Origin of the sequence: Allosphingosinicella sp. (genome assembly GCF_036402135.1) — a bacterium.
Classification (GTDB): Bacteria; Pseudomonadota; Alphaproteobacteria; order Sphingomonadales; family Sphingomonadaceae; genus Allosphingosinicella.
Genome location: NZ_DASWTN010000021.1, coordinates 13,333 through 30,026, shown reverse-complemented (window position 1 = coordinate 30,026; position 16,694 = coordinate 13,333). Strand labels below are relative to the sequence as shown.

Genomic DNA, 16,694 nt, shown 5'->3' with positions numbered 1-16,694 from the left:
GCCAATCAGCCGCCGAACTGCATAATGATGAGGCCCGCGGCGAGGATCAGCGCCGCGATCAGCCGCCGCCTTCCGAAGCTTTCGCCGAGGAACAGGCTTCCCATCAGCGCTCCGAACACGACCGACGTTTCGCGCAGCGCCGAGACCTTGGCGGTCTCCATGAGGCTGAAGGCGTAAAGCGCGGAGCCAAAGGAGAGCAGCGACAGTGCGCTCGCCGCGACGCCGTAGCGCCACTTCATGGCGACCGCTTCGGCAAGCGCGTTGCGCCGCCTCAGCAGCGCGGTGGTGGTGACGCCGATCGGGTCCAAAAGGAACAGCCAGACGATGAAGGTGAGCGGGTCTGGCGCGATGCGGACGCCGCGCGCGTCCGCCACATTATAGAGCGCGATGCCGACCGCTGTTGCCAGCGCCCAGCCGAGTGCCGCTTTGTCGGGATGGTCGCGCATCCGCACCCCCTGCGGCGGCAGCGCGAAGGTGATGACGGCCGCCGTCGCCACGAACAGGCCGATCCAGGCAAGCGGCGCCAACGCCTCCTTCAGGAAAAGAAGCGCCGTGAACGCCGTCAGCAAAGGCGCCGCGCCGCGCATCACCGGAAAGACCAGCGACAGGTCGCCCCGGCTCATCGCACGTACCAGGCACATCTGGTAGAAGAAGTGCGCCGGCAGCGTGATCGCCAGAGCCTGCCAGGTCTCCGCGTCAGGCAACGGCACGAACGGCACGAAGGGCAACACCAGCAAGGCCGAGCTTACCGACAGGATCGCCCGCCCGACCAGGATGTCGGTGCCCATCTTCACCGACATATTCGCCGCCGCGAGCGTCACGGCGGAGAACAGGCCGAGACCTATCGCGAGGGCGGTGCCGCTCAGAGGAGGGCCGCCCGGTACCGCTCCGGATCGAAGCCGATCAGCAATTGGCCGTTCGCCTCCAGCACCGGCCGTTTTATCATCGACGGCTGCGCCAGCATCAGCGCCGCCGCCTTGTCCGCATCCAGGTCGGCCTTCTCGGCGTCCGGCAGCTTGCGGAACGTGGTGCCGGATCTGTTCAGCAGCTTTTCCCAGCCAGCCTCGCCGATCCACCGCCGAAGCCGCGCCTCGTCCACGCCCGCACTCTTATAATCGTGGAACTCGTAAGCCACGCCGTTCGCGTCCAGCCACGACCGGGCCTTCTTGATCGTGTCGCAATTCCTGATGCCGTACATCGTCGCCGTCACGCGCACCCTCCCCGTTCGCTCGTCGCATCCCTTAGGCATCGTATCGCAGTGGAAACAAGGGATTGGAACGGCCCCGCGCTGAAGGTGTTGTGAGGGTCAAAGCGCGGAAGAGCGGCCGTTGCTCACACTCTAATGCACGGAGATGCTCTATGCGTAAGTCACTTTTACCCCTCGTCCTCGGTTCCACCCTAGCGCTCGGCGCCTGCGCAAGCCCGCTTGGCGGTCTCGGCGGTCTCGGCGGCCCGTATGATCCAGTCGGCGCAGTGCTCGGCAGCGTGCTCGGCGGCGCGACCAACAGCGGCTACGGCTACGGCAACCAGAACTTCCAGCAAGCCGCGGTGAACGCCTGCGGGAACGAAGCTTCGCGCTATGGCCAGGTCGGCATCAACGACGTCCGTCAGCAGAGCAGCAGCACGCTCCGCGTCTACGGCACGATCAACAATAATTATGATCGCCGCAGTTTCGCCTGCAGCTTCCGGAGCGACGGCCGGATCACGGACTTCGACGTAGACTAAGACCAATGCGGGCGCGGCGACCTTCGGCAGTGCTGCTTCTTGCGGCGTCGACCTTCGGTTGCGCCGCGCCCGCTCCAGTCACCTACGCGCAGGGTGGGCCTTTCCAAAGGGCCGCGCCCGCGCCTGCATCCGCCAACCTCACCAGCCGCCTCCTCGCCGCTCACAATATCGAGCGGGCGCGGGTCGGCGCTCCGCCGCTCCGCTGGGATGCGGCGCTTGCCGCCGCAGCAGCGGCTTACGGCCCCACCCTATCCCGTCTCGGCCGCCTCGAACATTCCGCCCGCGCCAGCCGCCCCGGGCAGCGCGAGAACCTCTGGATGGGAAGCCGAGGCCGCTATTCGCCCGAACAGATGGTCGGCAGCTGGGCATCAGAGCGGCAATGGTTCCGCCCCGGCACCTTTCCGAACGTCAGCAGCACTGGCAATTGGCTCGATGTCTCGCACTATACGCAGATGATCTGGCGGACGACGACCAACGTCGGCTGCGCGGTCCACAGCGACGCGCGCATGGATTACCTGATCTGCCGCTACAGCCCGCCCGGGAACGTCGACGGCCGCCGCGTTCCCTGACTTCGTCGCAAGACTCCAGCATTTCAGCCGATCCCGCTGGCAAGGGCTGATCCGCCGCACTAGGTGAGCGGCGCGGGGCGGCCCGGGAGAAGGAGCTGCTTGATGGACCATCCTCACGAGCCGGTCGATCTGATCGACACCCTATCGGCGCCCATCCCGATCCTCGGCGCTTTGTCGATGGCCGCGCTGGCTCTGCTTGTAGCCTTCGGCTGAAGCCTCAGCAGTCGGCGCTCTTCCGTCCGGGCGCCACATTCAGCCGCGCCGCATGTTTGTGGAAGCGGTCGGCGACGATCCGGTGCCTGGGTCCGTACACCTTCCCCAGCGCCTTGTAGAGCGCGGGATCATAGCGCCTCAGATCCTCGTGCGACAGGATCGTGCCGTCGTCGAGCCGCGAGATCATGTTCGAATTGAACCAGAATTGGGTGCCCTCGGCCCAATATTCCTGAACCGTCACGGCCGCGTAATCGCCCTTCCACTTCCCTGCCGTTATCGCCACCGAATAAGCCCGCTCAACCTCGGCATACAGCTTCGGATCCACCCGCTGAATGGAGGCAAGGATCGGGTGCGCGAATTCGTGGACCAGAATATTCTCGCCGAAATAGCGCGTGCCGGGCTCCGCCAACACATTCTCCGCGCCCACCGCCGTCAGAGTTCCGCCGATCCCCCGCGCCCTCGCATTCCAGTAAGCCGAATGACTGAGCGGCGCTATCCGCACCTGATATTCGTCCCGCTCGCACTGCGTCAGGCGCGGATCGTCCGGCCGCGGCTTCTGCCAATGCCGATGCTCGGGCAGATCCATAATGCCTTCCTGCCGCGCAAGCATCGCCACCCGCACCCGCTGCCGCGCCATGTCGCGCCTGATATCCGGCCGACCCGCCAGCATCGCGCGCACGATCTCGCTCCCGGTCCTCAGCGCCGCATCCGGCACCCGCGCGGAACCCACGATGGGAATGCCGCCGGCGTCCACCCCCTTCGTGTAGAAGGCGGAGGCGCCTCCAATCGCCGCCGCGGCAAGGAAGAACGGCATCCACATCGCCGTTACCGGTGCAGCAATGTCCAGCCGGCCGGCAGGTAATCGGTCGACATGAAGTAATAATAATTGCAGCTGCCGTCACGATTGTAATTGCCGCCCTTGACGATGCCGAAGGCGACGGTGCGGCTGAACACCGGCCCGCCGCTGTCTCCCGCCTTGCAGCTAGGGCCGGTGACGCTCACCCAGGTTGGTGCGCACGGGCCGCCGCAAAGGTCGCCCGGCGGCGCGTAATCCACCAGCTCGACTTCGGAGCAGCTGTAGCCGGTCGTCTCGCCGCGCCTGCAGACGATGTCGCCCGGGCGGACGCTGACGCGGTTCCGCCAGGTCGCGACCTCCCGCACCGTCTTCTTCGCCGTATCCGCATAGAAAAGAGGTTTCTGCGCCCGCTCGCTGACATGGAGCTGCACGTCCTGATAGCTCCATCCCCACTGGCCGCCGAAGGCGAGCGGGATCTCGCCGCCGCCCGGATCCAGATAGGTCAGCGTGTCGGGGCAGTGCGCCGCCGTCACCACCCCCGTCTGCGCGCCGTCCGTCACCACGAAGCCGGTCGTGCAGGCGTAACGCTTGCCGTTCGCGGGATCGACGCCGACCACCCGCGCACCGCCTTCGATATCGCTGTTCACATCGTCCCGGTCGATCAGGCGGAGCCGCACGGGCACGCCCGTAATCTCCTCGAGCTTCGCGCGCATCGCATCGGTGCCGTAGCGGGCGGCGGCGCTCTCACGGACCATCACCACCAGCTCACCCGTCCGCTGGTCCGGGCCCATGCCCGACAGGTTCGGGAAGGCCGCCCGGATCGCCGCCTGGCGCCGCTTCATCGCCTCGACGATCTCGTCCCGCGTCGCCCTGGCCCCGGTGCGGAAGACCACGGGCACTTGCATCCCGCCAGCCGCGATCACTTCATCGGCCACCGGCTCGTCGCCGGTCAGCAGCACTACGATCCGGTATTCCGGCCGATGCTCGATGACGAGCCCGGCAAGCCTGTCTTTGAAGCGCTGCTGGATACGGTCCGTCGCGGCAACGCTCTCCTGCTGCGCCCGGAGCCGCCGCATCGCCTCCTCCAGGCTGACGCCCTGCGCCTTGGCATATTCCCCGGCGTCCTGCGCCAGCGCCTCCGCCTCCGTCTGGACGCGCGGGAGCTGCGCGAGCGCGCCTGCCGGAAGCACCAGAAGCAAGGCTGCGAATGTCCATCTGAAGAAACCGGCCATGCTCATCCTGCTCTCATCGCTTCCGCTAGCAAGCGCCACATTGACGGCCGCTGACCGCCCTCTGCGATAGACCGTGCATGTCTGTCGCCGAGCCGGCCTAATCTGGATTAGAGTTCGTTCCTGACACGGAACGCTTCTGAACCTTCCTCGTTACGCGGGTGCAAGTTTAGCGGGTGCCCCCATTCGGCGGGGTAAGGTTACCCCGTCAGCCCCGCTTGTTTCGAAGGAGGATGCGTTATGAAGAAGTCTCTGGTTGCTGTCCTTATGGCCGGCTCGCTCTCGCTCGGCGCCTGCGCCAGCACGTATGATGATGACACGCTCGCCGGTGCGGGCACGGGTGCCGCCATCGGCGCTGCCGCTGGTGCGGGCCTCGGCGCCGTTGTCGGCGGCCTCAGCCCGATCGAAGGCGCCGCCATCGGCGCTGCTGTCGGCGGTATCGGCGGCGCGATCTGGGCCGACCAGGACCGTGACGGCCGGGCCGACGGCTATATCCGTGAAGGTCAGTACTATTCCGGCGCTCCCGCCGGCTACAATCCGGCCACTGGCCGTGCCTGCCCGACCACGCTCGGCGGCGCTGCCACCGGTGCGGCTGTCGGCGCGGCCGGCGGTGCGGGCGTCGGTGCTCTCGTCGGCGGCGTGAGCCCGCTTGAAGGTGCGATTGCCGGTGCGGTCGTCGGCGGCATTGCCGGCGCGATCTGGGCCGACCAGAACAATGACGGCTGCGTGGACGGCTATGTCCGTGAGGGCCGTTATTATCAGGGTGCCCCGACCACCTACGAGTCCACGCCCGTCCGCAGCGGCGAGCGCGGCTAAGGCCTGAACTCCTCGGGAAAGCGCCCGGCGTCCATTGTATGCCGGGCGCTTTTCTTTTGCCTGCCGCAGATGTGGAACCACGGCTCTTGCTGATGGTATGGGCAGGATCAGGAGGATTTTGCGATGAAGAAGGGGTTTCTCGCTTCAGCCTTGGCAGGCTTCACCTTGCTCGGCGCCTGCTCGTCAGTGGTCCCGCCGGGCCCAGGTCCCGCGCCCGGGCCGGCCGTGGTCGCAGGGTCCGAACTTTACGGCCGCAGCATCCGCGTCGAAAGCGGCGGTCGCACCTCAATCATGACCTTCAGGCCGGGCGGGAAGGTTGACGCCAATTTTAACGGCCGCACCCTCACCGGCGACTGGGCGGTGGAACCCGGCCGCATCTGCTTCACCTGGGGCGGCTTCCGCGACTGCTGGCCCTATCAGGGCCTCTGGCGCCGCAACACACCGGTCAACCTCACCAGCGAACGCGGCACCGCGGTGCGGCTGACTTTGCTATAATGTGGATTTAAGCGAAGCCAGCGCCCCGGCGATGGCTTCGCTGAGCGCCTCGGCGCCATAGGGCTTCCGCACGATCGGGAATTCCGCCACGCCGCCCTGAACGACTTCTTCGCTATAGCCGCTGGCGAGAAGCACCGGCAGCTGCGGATGCTTCTCCTTGATCCGCCGGGCCAGCTCGATGCCGCTAAGACCGGGCATCACCACGTCCGAAAAGACGATGTCGAACTCGCCCTGCTCCAGCCCTGCCAGCGCTTCATGGCCGTCCGCCGCGCTGGTCACGACAGCTTGGAATTCTTCCAGCAGATGTTCGGCGAAGCTCCGTACATGCTCGTTATCCTCGACGAGGAGCACGCGCAGCCCCGGCGGCACGTTCGCGCCGGCGGAGCCTGTATCCTCGTCGGCCGTCAGCGCTTTTCGGGAGCGTGGCAGGCAAAGCCGGATAGTCGTGCCCAACCCTTCTTGGGACTCTATCTCGGCCAGCCCCCCCGCCTGGGCCGCGAACCCGTGGATTTGGGACAGGCCGAGACCGGTTCCCTTGCCCACGGGCTTGGTCGTGAAGAAGGGCTCGAAGGCACGGTCGATCACCTCCTTCGGCATGCCTGCCCCCGTATCTGCGAGGTCAATGCACACCATCTCCTGGCCTTCTCTGGCGCAATTTGCGGTGGAGATGGTCAAGCGCCCGCCGCCCGGCATGGCGTCGCGCGCATTGATGGCGGCGTTCAGCAGCGCGGTTTCGAGCTGCGTCGGATCGACCTCAACTTTCCCGAGGGAGGGTCGCAGGTTCATCTCGATTTCGACCTGGCTGCCGAGCGTGCGCGACAGGACCTCGGCAAGCGCATCGAGCCGTATGTTGAGGTCGATCACCTCGGGCTTCAGAGGCTGGCGGCGCCCGAAAGCGAGAAGGTGGCTCGTAAGCGTCGTCGCCCGGTCCGCGGTCTCCATGATCGCTTCAAGATAGCGCCGCCTCTTTTCAGGCGGCAGGTCCTCACGCCTCAGCAGCTCCGCGGAACCCCGGATCACAGTCATCAGGTTGTTGAAGTCGTGCGCAATCCCGCCGGTCAGCTCGCCCAGCGCCTGCAGCTTCTGGGACTGGAAGAGCGCAGCCCGGGCCTCCTCGAGCTCCTCCTGCGCCTCCCTCCGCTCGGTGACGTCGCGCGTGATCTTTGCAAAGCCTACATGCTTGCCATTCTCGTCATGGATCGGGTCGATGACGACATGGGCCCAGAAATGCGACCCGTCCTTCCGCACCCGGCGCGCTTCGTTCTCGTATTTCCCTTCCCGTAAAGCGGCTTGAAGTGCGCGCTGCGGCACGCCGGCGGCGCGGTCTTCTTCGGTATAGAAACGGGAGAAATGCTGTCCGATAATCTCCTCGGCGCTATAGCCCTTGATCGCCGCCGCGCCCGGATTCCAGTTGCTGACTCGGCCTTCCGTATCCAGCATGTAGATGGCGTAGTCTCGTACGCCCTGCACGAGCAGTCGGAAGCGCTGCTCACTTTCGTAGAGCTCCCGCTCCGCTTCCCGCTTCTCGGTAATGTCGCGGGTGATCTTCGCATATCCGACCAGATCGCCCTTATCGTTGCGTATGGGGTCGATCACGACATGCGCCCAGAACCGGCTTCCGTCCTTGCGGACGCGCCATCCCTCGGCCTCGAACCGTCCTTCTTCCGCGGCTATTGCGAGCGCCCGCCGGGGAAAGTCGATTGCCCGATCCTCGTCGGTATAGAAGCGGGAGAAATGCTGGCCGATTATCTCCTCGGCCTCATAGCCCTTGAAGCGGCGCGCGCCCGGGTTCCACGTGGCTACGTGTCCGCCCGCATCCAACATGTAGATGGCATAGTCAGTGACGGAGTTCACCAGCAGCTGAAAGCGCTGGTCGGCCGCATGATTTTCGAGACGCGAGTGGTCGGCCATGAACGTCCTGCGCAACGGCGGAGCCTTCGCGCCGCTGATCACCCACCCGAAGTGCTTGATAGTTATAAATTGCTTTCGATCAAGTGAACTTCGGCCAACGCGTGCGCGGCTTTGACGCCGGTGGAACATGTGCTTGATCGCACTCGTTTTTTCGGAGGTAGCGCCATCTAGGCGCGAACCGAATGGAAAGAAGCGCATGCGTATAGCGACCTTGCCGCTCCTCATCGCTGCCACCGCGCCGCTTGCCGGCTGCGCCTATCTGCCGCTCGCGCCCGCCGTCGCCGACATCGTCGCCAGCGGCCGCAACCAATATGTCTATACCGCCGATGAGCTACCGAAAGCCGCGAGCGAAGCCTGCCGAAGCGAAGCCTATCGGTACGGGCGCTTCATGAGCATCGACAGCGTTCAACTGCTCAGCCAGACGACCGCGCGCGTTCATGGCACGATCCAATATACGAACGGCACGCGCAGCTTCGGCTGCACCTTCCGCAACGATGGCCGCATCATCGACTTCGACCGCTAGGCCACGCTCGGGGGCGTTAATCCCGCTTTCCGTCCCGTAGCTGCGTGAAGGCGGGCCGGATTTCCTCGACATCGACTTCGGTTCGGCGCACCGTGTCGCGCACCGTCTCCGTCCGTTCCTCGACCGTCTTCCTGACGACCAGTTCCTCGCGCACGAACGCACGCTTCTCGATCACCGGCTCCTCGCGCATTTCGCTGAGCTCGATGACGCGCCGCTTGAGAAGGCCACCTGCATAGACCTCGGCATCCGAAAGGAAGCGCTCGCCCGGGCGCCGCTCCACATCGAGCCGCTCCTGCTTCAGGTTGACCGAAGCCTCGGCGGGCACTTCGCGGATTTCGGAATGCACCCGCGCGCCGCCGCGCGTCACCTCGCGCTTGCCGACGCGAAGCTCTTCCTCGACGATCGGAATGCGTTCTTCGCCAACCAGCCGCCCTTCCGCTCCAGACGCAACAGACGGAGCGCCGGGCGCCGTGCCCTTCAGGATAGCTATGATGCGCTCGTCATCCACTCCGCGCCCCGGCCTGACCGTGACCAGGCTCGCGCCGCGCGCAATTCCGTCCGCATAGGTCTTGCGGTCCGAATCCGACAGGTCGAGCCTGTCCAGCTCTGCCGCCGACGTTTTCGCGATGATCCGGACATTGTCGGCCCCCGCCTCCGACACGAGGCGTGCCCGCGCGACCTCGGCTTCGGCGCGGCTGTCGTAGAGGGCATTGATGGTGCGTGCCATATTCTATCTCCGCTCCTCTGCGCCCACGACGCCGTCGAGGTTCGCCCGCTCCACAGAAGCCCTTTCGGTCCGGAGCCTCACCGGTATCTCCCTCCGCTCGACGCCGGGGCGCCGCCGTACCCGCACTTCCTCGACGAGCATCAGTGCCTTTTCGACGACCAGCACCTCTTCCACGACGGGGATGACGGTCACATCCCCCTCCAGCCGCACATGCGGCATCTCGCTGACACGCTCGTTGCGCGCGACCCGCTCGATCTCCACCTCGTCCCGGACCAGGTCCTGAACAACCCGCTCCTCGCGCTCGTCAACGTCGACGAGGATCCTGATGCGGCCGCTTTCCACTTCCTTCTTGCCGACCACCAGTTGCTCCTCGAGCAGCGGGATCGTCGCCACGTCGGCTTCCGCGCCAGCGGCCGCCCTCCTGTTGCTGAGCTCCTGTTCGGTCATCGGGCCTCTCGTGTGAATATGAAGCCCGGATAACCTTCGGAAACCTCTGCCGTTCCGGCTGACCCGCGGGTCCTTGTGGCCGAGACTCGGCTGAACCTGAAAACGCAACCGCTCGCCGCCTTATTCCGCTTCAGGTGAGTGATTGAGCCGCCGTAATGGCCCTAAGGCTCTGCTTTGTTAAGGATTTGCATGGCATGAGCCGTCGCAGCCAGGTGGAGATGATGACATGCGCTTGACCGCGATTCTGTTTTGGCTCCTTGCTTTCACGGCGCAGCCGGCCTTTGCCGCGTCCGCGCCGGAGCTGAAGTCGCTCGAGCAGCAGCTTTCCCTTATCCTCGCCTCCAAGTCCGGCGACCATGGTGTCGCCGCGCTCGACCTTGCCACCGGCGAGATCGTCGGAGTGGCGGCGGACGAACCCTTCCCAATGGCAAGCACCGTCAAGATCGCAATCGCCGCCCACTACCTTGCCGAGGTCGAAGCCGGACGCCGTTCGATGAACGACATCATCGCCGGGAGGAGCGCGGCGAGCCTGATGGATGCGATGATCATCACCAGCGACAATCACGCCACCGACCTTCTGCTGATGAACCTCGGCGGCCCCGCGGCAACGCAGCGCTGGCTGCACCAGAAGAACATCTACGGCCTCCGCGTCGACCGCACCATCGATCAGCTGCTCCGCGCCCGCCGCGACCTCTATGACGTCCGCGACTCCTCAACGCCGCGCGCGATGGTGAACCTGCTCGGACAGCTCGATAAGGGCAATCTGCTCCAGCCCTGGAGCCGCTTCCACCTTCTGTCGCTGATGGAGCGCTGCAAGACCGGGAAGAACCGGATCCGCGGCATGCTGCCCTTCGGAACGCAGGTCCAGAACAAGACCGGCACGCTCAACGGCCTCACGACCGACGTCGGCTTCATCACCCTTCCCGACGGACGCCGCCTTGCCGTCGCCTTCTTCGCCCGCCACGGCACCGATCGCCCCCGTACGATCGCTGAGACCGCGCGCACCGTTTACGACGGCTTCCTCCGCTGGGTGAAGACGCCCTTCGGCGCAAAGGCCGGCGTGACCACGACGGCTCCGGCATTGGTCCCACAGACTGCCGCTCCCACCACTGCTTCAGCAGGATTTGCAGTTCGGGCGTCTACCGAACGCCATTAATTATCTCGTTCAAAGCGTGGCGTGAACCGTCGCCACCGCCTTCACCACCGCGCCGATACGGGCCGCGGCCTGGATGACTTCCGCGCCGACGCCGTGCTGCTGAAGCACGCGCTCGTGGCTGTCGATGCACATGCCGCAGCCGTTCATGGCGCTGACGGCGAGGCTGAACAGCTCAAAATCGTCCTTCTCGATGCCGGGATTGCCGATCACGTTCATGCGGAGCTTCGCCGGAAGCTTGCCATATTCGGGATTCGACGCGAGGTGAACGAAGCGGTAATAGACGTTGTTCATCGCCATGATCGCCGCCGCGGCCCGCGCGGCGTTCGCCGCTTCCGGCGACAGCTTCCCTTCCACTTCCGCCTCGGTCGCAGCGACGATCGGCCGGTAGCCGGTGCCGTGGGCGCAGGCGAGCAGAAGCCCGTATTTCCGCTGATCGCCCAGCATCTGGTCGCTCAACATTGATGAAATGTTGAGCCGAAGGTCCTTCGCATAATCGGGAAGGGTGTCGGCGAATTCCTTGAGGGACATTGATGAACTCCTTTGAACAGAAAAGGGGCGCGGAAACCGCAATTTCCGCGCCCCTCAGATGCGTCAGTCGCCCAGGGGCTTAGGCGGCCGGACGCAGAGGCTCCTGGCCTTCCTGCCAGTTGCACGGGCAAAGCTCGTCCGTCTGAAGCGCGTCGAGGATGCGAAGCGTCTCCTGCGGATTACGGCCGACATTGAGGCCGTTCACGGTAACGTGCTGGATGACACTGTCCGGGTCGACGATGAAGGTGGCGCGGAAGGCGACTCCCGCATCAGGGGCGACGATGCCGAGTGCGTTCGCCAGCTCCTTCTTGTTGTCGGCGATCCACGGGAAGTCGGCGGCGGCGAGCCGCTCGTCGGCCTTCCGCCAGGCGTGGTGGACAAAGTCGGTGTCGGTCGACGCACCGATGAGCACTGCGTCGCGGTCGGCAAAATCCTGCGCAAGGTCGCCATAGCCGATAATCTCGGTGGGGCAGACGAAGGTGAAATCCTTCGGCCAGTAGAAGAGCACCTTCCACTTGCCGTTCGTCTCGGCGAGGTTGATCGTCTCGCCCGCGGGAAGGGCGCTGCCCTGCTGCACGGGAACGGTGAGTGCGGGAAGCTTGTCGCCTACGGTCAGCATGCTGTGTCTCCTGTTTTATGATGCCAGCTGGATGAATTCTGAGCGCGCTATATAGGCACTGGTGTCCATCGATCAAATTGATTAGATCGCCTTAATTGATCGAGGGAGCCGATGAGCGCCTACCTGCCGACGCTGAAGCAGCTCCAGTATCTCGTGGCACTCAAAGATCACGGCCATTTCGGCAAAGCGGCCGAAAGCTGCTTCGTAACGCAGTCGACGCTGTCGGCGGGACTTCGCGAGCTTGAAACACTGATCGGCGTTACTCTCGTTGAGCGCACCCGCCGCGTAGTCCGCTTTACCCCACTGGGCCTCCGCATTGCCGAGAAGGCGCAGCGCATCCTCCGCGAAGCCGAAGAGCTCGCCGATATGGCGCGGGCGGCGGGAAAGCCACTGTCGGGCGAGCTCCGCATGGGCGTCATTCCGACGATTGCCCCCTTTCTCCTCCCCAGCCTGCTGCCGAAGCTGCGTAAGGACTGGCCGGATCTCAAGCTCTACCTTCGCGAGGAAACCAGCCAGGCCGCCTGCGACAGCCTCCACCGCGGCCAACTCGACTGTGTGCTCCTCGCCCTTCCCTATGGCTGCGGCGATGTCGATACCGACGAGCTGTTCGAAGATCGCTTCTACGTCGCCTTTCCACCTTCGATGGCGAAGGACGTACCCGCCACCGTCACCCCAGCCGCAATCGACGAAGACAAATTGCTGCTCTTAGAGGACGGCCACTGCCTCAAGGACCATGCGCTCAGCGCCTGTAACCGGCCCGAGCTTCGCGCCGGCGCGACCATGCTCGGCACCTCGCTCCACACCCTCATCCAAATGGTCGATAACGGGCTCGGCCTCACCATGGTGCCGGAGATGGCGATAGAAGCCGGCATCTTGGACGGGACCGACGTCGTCGCCCGCCCGCTCGAAGCGACCCATCCCTCCCGCAGCATCGCCCTCATCTGGCGCAAGAATTCACCTCGGGAGAAGGAATTTCGCCTGCTAGGCCAGGCGCTTAAGGCGGGCGGCCTAAATTAGCTGGAAGCCGGGACAGGGATGGACTAATTTGCCGCTGAGGAGTTCGCCATGTCGCTCTTAGCTTTGTTTGCGGCCGCTATTTTCCTGCAGTCGCCTGCCCCGGCCATGCCGGGCGCCTCCTCCTCTAAGGGAGAAAATATCGACTTCGACCGGGACACTACCCAGCGCATGACGGTTCCCGTCACCATCAACGGCGGCGGACCTTATAACTTCATCGTCGATACCGGTGCCGAGCGCACCGTGATCTCAGAAGAATTGGCGCAGCGGTTGAGGCTGAGCGAAGGCAGATCTGCCCGCGTCCACAGCATCACCGAAGTTCAGAGCGTCGGCACGGTTATCATCCCCGATCTTACCGTTAGCAGGAATACGGTTCGGGCCATTAACGCTCCGGCGCTGGCAAGGCGCGATTTAGGGGCGGACGGGATGCTGGGCGTCGACAGCCTGAAGTCCCAGCGCGTCCTGTTCGACTTCGAACGCGACACGATGTGGGTTTCGCCGTCGAGTTCGCGGCCTGAAGTGCGGATGGAAAACGACACCATTATCGTTCGAGCGCGGAGCAAGTTCGGCCATCTGATCCTCGCCGACGCGCACGTCGACGGCCAGAAAGTTTTCGTCATCATTGACACCGGTTCGCAGGTGAGCATCGGCAACGAGGCGCTGCGGCGCAAACTTGCCAAGCATCGAAAGCTTCGCTGGCTTGACCGGGTGGAGGTAGTCAGTGTGACGGGTGGCAAGCTAACGGCGGATTATGCGCAGGTGAATGAGCTGCGGGTCGGCGGCGTGGAATTGCGGAACATGCCGATCGCCTTCGCGGATGCTTACCCGTTCAGGAAGCTAGATTTGATCTCTCGGCCTGCGCTCCTGCTCGGCATGGATTCGCTTGCTATGTTCGACCGGGTTTCGATCGATTTTGCCAACCGTAGCGTCAAGTTCGACATGCCTGATTTTTCGGCGCGCCGCCCCGACACGCGTCTTGCTTCACTTGAACCAGCGAGCCGCTCCGCCGCTCGTTAGGTCCTTGCGCCAGAACGGCGCCCGCGCCCGGAGCGCATCTATCAGGAAAGAGCAGGCGTGCTGCGCATTGCCCGCGTCTGCGCACGCCGCCGCGGCAAACAGAAGCCGGTCACCGAGTTTGAAGCTGCCATAGCGGTGGATGAGGATCACACCCGACAGCGAAAAGCGCTCCTGCGCCTCCTCGGCAATGCGGGCTAATTCAGTCTTCGCGAGCGCGGCATAGTGTTCGACCTGCACCGCCTCAATTTCTGCGCCCATCGACACGGCGCCGGTAAAGCTCGCCACCGCGCCGCTGTGCAGCTCCTCGAGCCGCTTCAGCTGCCGTCCGGGATCGAAGTCCGCCGATTGGATACGAACGTCGATCACAGCACGCCCCCTGGCGGGAACAAAGCCACTTCGCGCGCGCCGAATACGCTGTCGCCCGGCGCTGCCGATACGCCTTCCACCGCTGCCCGGACCCGGCTCCTGTCGCCGAACACCGAGGCGTAGGGCTCGCCCTGCACCGCCAGCCATTCGATGAGGTCGGCGACGGTCAGCACATGGCTTGGCGGATCGACGCGCTCGCAGTCGCGGCCGAACGCCTCGCGAAAGCTGCCGAAATAAAGGATGTCGAGGAAGCCTAGCGCCATGCTCAATCCATATGCTTCAGGCCGACGCGGAGATAATCCCAGCCGGTGACGAGGGTCAGTGCCGCAGCGGCCCAGAGCGTGCCGATCCCCACCTGATGCACCCACGGCCATTGCGGCACCGCGCCCGCCAGGATCAGCGCACCCAGTGACACGAGCTGGAACGTCGTCTTCCACTTGGCGAGCTGGCTTACCGGCACCGACACCTGCAGCCCCGCCAGAAACTCCCGAAGCCCCGATACGATAATCTCCCGAAGCAGGATTACGCCCGCCGGAATGATATGGAAGCTGTGGATGATTGGCTCGCCGCTCGAATTGCGCGTCGACACAAGCATGATGATCACCGCCGCCACCATGATCTTGTCGGCAATCGGATCGAGAAAGACGCCGAGCCGCGACACCGTCTTCTGCGCCCGCGCCAGATAGCCGTCGAAATAATCGGTGATGCCGACCAGGCAGTAGAGGATGAAGGTGATGGCGTAATCGAACCAGCTCGGCTTCCACAGCAGGAACACCAGCACCGGCACGGCGAGGATGCGCGACAGGGTCAGGATGTTGGGCAAAGTCAGCATCTGATCGCCCCCTTAACCTGTTGCCGCGGCAAATGGGAGTGCAAGGCTTCCGCTTGCACACGCCGGCGCCGCGGGCCAAGAAGCTGCCGTTCCTTTTCTGCTCCCCGGAGTTTCCCCAGATGCGCTTTCTTGCCGCTTTCGCCCTGCTTGCCGCTACCGGCCTTTCCTCGCCCGCCGATGCCGGCCGTCCCATCCGCTTCGCCGCCACGGCTCCGCAGGGCGGCACTCTCGTTCTTCCGCTCCGCAATGCGGACCATCTCGCCCACGCGTCTATGCTCGATGCGGCAAGCCGCGACGCCGTGGCGCGGGCGCTGACCTCGGCGGCCTTCGATTTCAGCCGCGCCAGCACGCTCACCCTTCGCGGCATCGGCTCCTGGTCAAAAATTCTTGTGATCGGCACCGGCGAGACGCCGTTCGATGCGACCTTGGTGCAGGATATCGGCGGCGTCGCCTCCAATGAGACCGAAAGCGACATCGGCCCGGTCGCGGTGCTGACGCAGACCTTCCCCTCGGCAGGCCCCGACGCGGCCGCCCAACTCGCAATCGGCACCGGCCTCGCGGCGTATGTTTTCGACAAGTACAAGTTCGTCGATCCCGCGGCGATCCAGCCGGCCGGCCGCAACGATCCGCTCACGATCGTCACCGCCGATCCGGCGCGGGCGGAGGCGAGCTTCCGCGGCCAGGGACAGGGTATGGTGGACGCAGTCTCCTTCGTCCGCGACCTCATCAACGAACCTGCCAACGTCATCTACCCCGAAACCTTCGTCGATCGCACGCACGAGGCGTTCCGGGGAGTCCGCAACGTCGACATACAGGTGCTCGACGTGCCGGCGATGGAGCGGCTCGGCATGGGTTCGATCCTCAGCGTCGGCAAAGGCTCGGCGAGGCCGCCCCGGATGCTGATCGTCCATTATCGCGGCGCAGGTGGCCAGCCGGTAGCGCTGGCCGGCAAGGGCATCACCTTCGATTCCGGCGGCATTTCGCTGAAGCCCGGCTCCGGCATGTGGGAGATGAAGGGCGACATGTCGGGCGCCGCGGCCGTGGTCGGAACCGCCCTCTCGCTCGCCCGCGCCCAGGCGCCTGTCAATGTCGTCGCCATTGCCGCCCTGGCCGAAAACATGCCTGGCGGAAGCGCAACCCGCCCCGGCGACATCGTGAAGGCGATGAACGGCAAGACGATCGAGATCCTCAACACGGACGCGGAAGGGCGCCTCGTCCTCGCCGACGCCGTTGCTTATGCCGAACGAACCTTCAGGCCCGCCGCCATCATCGACGTCGCGACCCTGACCGGCGCCAAGGTGACCGCGCTCGGCGACGAATATGCCGGCCTCTTCTCCCGCAGCGATTCCCTTGCCGCGCAGCTTCTCGCCGCCGGCGAGGCTACGGGCGAACTGGTCTGGCGCCTGCCGCTCCATGCAAATTACGCCAAGGACATGACCTCGGACGTCGCGGACATCAAGAATGTGGTCGAAGGCGGCGGCCCGGGCGCGAGCCTGGGTGCGCACTTCATCGGCTCATTCGTCACCGAAGCCACGCCCTGGGCGCATCTCGACATCGCCGGGAACGAGATGGGGACGAGCTGGAGCCCGACCGTGCCCTCCTCCGGCGCCACCGGCTACGGCGTCCGCCTGCTCGACGGGTTCGTCCGCAATTTCCGCCCGGTAGCTGCGGGGAATGCGCAGGGTAGTAAATAGAACGCGCTCGCTCTAAC

The 16,694-nt window shown here is 64.9% G+C and carries 21 protein-coding genes; 9 read left to right on the top strand and 12 right to left on the bottom strand.

Going from position 1 to position 16,694, the window contains the following annotated elements; all coding sequences use genetic code 11:
* Positions 1-5 precede the first annotated feature (5 nt).
* Together VGD10_RS05790 and VGD10_RS05785 are read right to left on the bottom strand one after the other, a co-directional pair.
* Entirely contained in the window at positions 6-800 is a 795-nt protein-coding gene (locus VGD10_RS05790; protein WP_331039856.1) for a DMT family transporter, read from the bottom strand.
* 62 nt (positions 801-862) lie between these two features.
* Positions 863-1,210: an ArsC family reductase gene (locus VGD10_RS05785; RefSeq protein ID WP_331039855.1), complete on the bottom strand. Its 348-nt coding sequence runs from the start codon at positions 1,208-1,210 to the stop codon at positions 863-865.
* A gap of 149 nt (positions 1,211-1,359) precedes the next feature.
* On the opposite strand from VGD10_RS05785, the gene VGD10_RS05780 reads away from it, so the two are divergent.
* A complete protein-coding gene (locus VGD10_RS05780) occupies positions 1,360-1,725 on the top strand; it encodes a hypothetical protein (protein WP_331039854.1) in 366 nt (121 codons plus the stop codon).
* 29 nt (positions 1,726-1,754) lie between these two features.
* Positions 1,755-2,294, top strand: coding sequence for a CAP domain-containing protein (locus VGD10_RS05775; protein WP_331039853.1), 540 nt, complete (start codon positions 1,755-1,757; stop codon positions 2,292-2,294).
* A 217-nt stretch (positions 2,295-2,511) separates the two neighbouring features.
* Here VGD10_RS05775 and VGD10_RS05770 read toward each other — a convergent pair whose 3' ends face one another.
* Positions 2,512-3,321 (bottom strand): glycoside hydrolase, encoded by an 810-nt coding sequence (locus VGD10_RS05770; RefSeq protein ID WP_331039852.1) that lies wholly within the window; start codon positions 3,319-3,321, stop codon positions 2,512-2,514.
* Positions 3,322-3,332: 11 nt separating this feature from the next.
* Entirely contained in the window at positions 3,333-4,541 is a 1,209-nt protein-coding gene (locus VGD10_RS05765) for a hypothetical protein (RefSeq protein WP_331039851.1), read from the bottom strand.
* A 231-nt stretch (positions 4,542-4,772) separates the two neighbouring features.
* Between VGD10_RS05765 and VGD10_RS05760 the strand changes: the two genes are divergently transcribed.
* Positions 4,773-5,348 carry a hypothetical protein gene (locus tag VGD10_RS05760; RefSeq protein ID WP_331039850.1) on the top strand — a complete coding sequence of 192 codons (576 nt, stop codon included), beginning with the start codon at positions 4,773-4,775 and terminating at the stop codon, positions 5,346-5,348.
* 123 nt (positions 5,349-5,471) lie between these two features.
* On the top strand, positions 5,472-5,843 hold the full coding sequence (locus tag VGD10_RS05755; protein ID WP_331039849.1) for a hypothetical protein: 372 nt from the start codon (positions 5,472-5,474) through the stop codon (positions 5,841-5,843).
* Here the strand turns inward: VGD10_RS05755 and VGD10_RS05750 are convergent.
* The gene (locus tag VGD10_RS05750; protein ID WP_331039848.1) at positions 5,838-7,754 is read right to left on the bottom strand and encodes a PAS domain S-box protein; all 1,917 of its coding nucleotides are present in this window, start codon (positions 7,752-7,754) and stop codon (positions 5,838-5,840) included. The genes VGD10_RS05755 and VGD10_RS05750 overlap by 6 nt on opposite strands.
* A 196-nt stretch (positions 7,755-7,950) precedes the next feature.
* Between VGD10_RS05750 and VGD10_RS05745 the strand changes: the two genes are divergently transcribed.
* The gene (locus VGD10_RS05745; protein WP_331039847.1) at positions 7,951-8,277 is read left to right on the top strand and encodes a hypothetical protein; all 327 of its coding nucleotides are present in this window, start codon (positions 7,951-7,953) and stop codon (positions 8,275-8,277) included.
* 16 nt (positions 8,278-8,293) lie between these two features.
* Here VGD10_RS05745 and VGD10_RS05740 read toward each other — a convergent pair whose 3' ends face one another.
* Both VGD10_RS05740 and VGD10_RS05735 read right to left on the bottom strand, forming a co-directional pair.
* Positions 8,294-9,004 (bottom strand): YsnF/AvaK domain-containing protein, encoded by a 711-nt coding sequence (locus tag VGD10_RS05740; RefSeq protein ID WP_331039846.1) that lies wholly within the window; start codon positions 9,002-9,004, stop codon positions 8,294-8,296.
* 3 nt (positions 9,005-9,007) lie between these two features.
* The gene (locus VGD10_RS05735; protein ID WP_331039845.1) at positions 9,008-9,451 is read right to left on the bottom strand and encodes a DUF2382 domain-containing protein; all 444 of its coding nucleotides are present in this window, start codon (positions 9,449-9,451) and stop codon (positions 9,008-9,010) included.
* Positions 9,452-9,677: 226 nt separating this feature from the next.
* Here VGD10_RS05735 and VGD10_RS05730 point away from each other — a divergent pair, with 226 nt between their 5' ends.
* Positions 9,678-10,607: a serine hydrolase gene (locus VGD10_RS05730; RefSeq protein ID WP_331039844.1), complete on the top strand. Its 930-nt coding sequence runs from the start codon at positions 9,678-9,680 to the stop codon at positions 10,605-10,607.
* A 9-nt stretch (positions 10,608-10,616) separates the two neighbouring features.
* On the opposite strand, the gene VGD10_RS05725 is transcribed toward VGD10_RS05730, so the two are convergent.
* A complete protein-coding gene (locus tag VGD10_RS05725) occupies positions 10,617-11,135 on the bottom strand; it encodes a carboxymuconolactone decarboxylase family protein (RefSeq protein ID WP_331039843.1) in 519 nt (172 codons plus the stop codon).
* Between the two features lie 79 nt (positions 11,136-11,214).
* The gene (locus VGD10_RS05720; protein ID WP_331039842.1) at positions 11,215-11,754 is read right to left on the bottom strand and encodes a peroxiredoxin; all 540 of its coding nucleotides are present in this window, start codon (positions 11,752-11,754) and stop codon (positions 11,215-11,217) included.
* A 111-nt stretch (positions 11,755-11,865) separates the two neighbouring features.
* Between VGD10_RS05720 and VGD10_RS05715 the strand changes: the two genes are divergently transcribed.
* Both VGD10_RS05715 and VGD10_RS05710 read left to right on the top strand, forming a co-directional pair.
* A complete protein-coding gene (locus VGD10_RS05715; protein ID WP_331039841.1) occupies positions 11,866-12,771 on the top strand; it encodes a hydrogen peroxide-inducible genes activator in 906 nt (301 codons plus the stop codon).
* 63 nt (positions 12,772-12,834) lie between these two features.
* Positions 12,835-13,785 carry a retroviral-like aspartic protease family protein gene (locus VGD10_RS05710; protein WP_331039840.1) on the top strand — a complete coding sequence of 317 codons (951 nt, stop codon included), beginning with the start codon at positions 12,835-12,837 and terminating at the stop codon, positions 13,783-13,785.
* Here the strand turns inward: VGD10_RS05710 and VGD10_RS05705 are convergent.
* Genes VGD10_RS05705 through pgsA form a run of 3 tightly spaced genes read right to left on the bottom strand, consistent with a single transcriptional unit; the run spans position 13,750 to position 14,983 of the window.
* Complete coding sequence (locus VGD10_RS05705; RefSeq protein WP_331039839.1) at positions 13,750-14,151, bottom strand: molybdenum cofactor biosynthesis protein MoaE; 402 nt, start codon at positions 14,149-14,151, stop codon at positions 13,750-13,752. The genes VGD10_RS05710 and VGD10_RS05705 overlap by 36 nt on opposite strands.
* A complete protein-coding gene (locus VGD10_RS05700) occupies positions 14,148-14,414 on the bottom strand; it encodes a MoaD/ThiS family protein (protein WP_331039838.1) in 267 nt (88 codons plus the stop codon). Before VGD10_RS05700 ends, VGD10_RS05705 begins: the two co-directional genes overlap by 4 nt.
* A 2-nt stretch (positions 14,415-14,416) precedes the next feature.
* Positions 14,417-14,983, bottom strand: a complete 567-nt coding sequence (pgsA, locus tag VGD10_RS05695) for a CDP-diacylglycerol--glycerol-3-phosphate 3-phosphatidyltransferase (protein ID WP_331039837.1) — start codon at positions 14,981-14,983, stop codon at positions 14,417-14,419.
* 119 nt (positions 14,984-15,102) lie between these two features.
* Here pgsA and VGD10_RS05690 point away from each other — a divergent pair, with 119 nt between their 5' ends.
* The gene (locus VGD10_RS05690) at positions 15,103-16,677 is read left to right on the top strand and encodes a leucyl aminopeptidase (protein WP_331039836.1); all 1,575 of its coding nucleotides are present in this window, start codon (positions 15,103-15,105) and stop codon (positions 16,675-16,677) included.
* Positions 16,678-16,694: the final 17 nt, after the last annotated feature.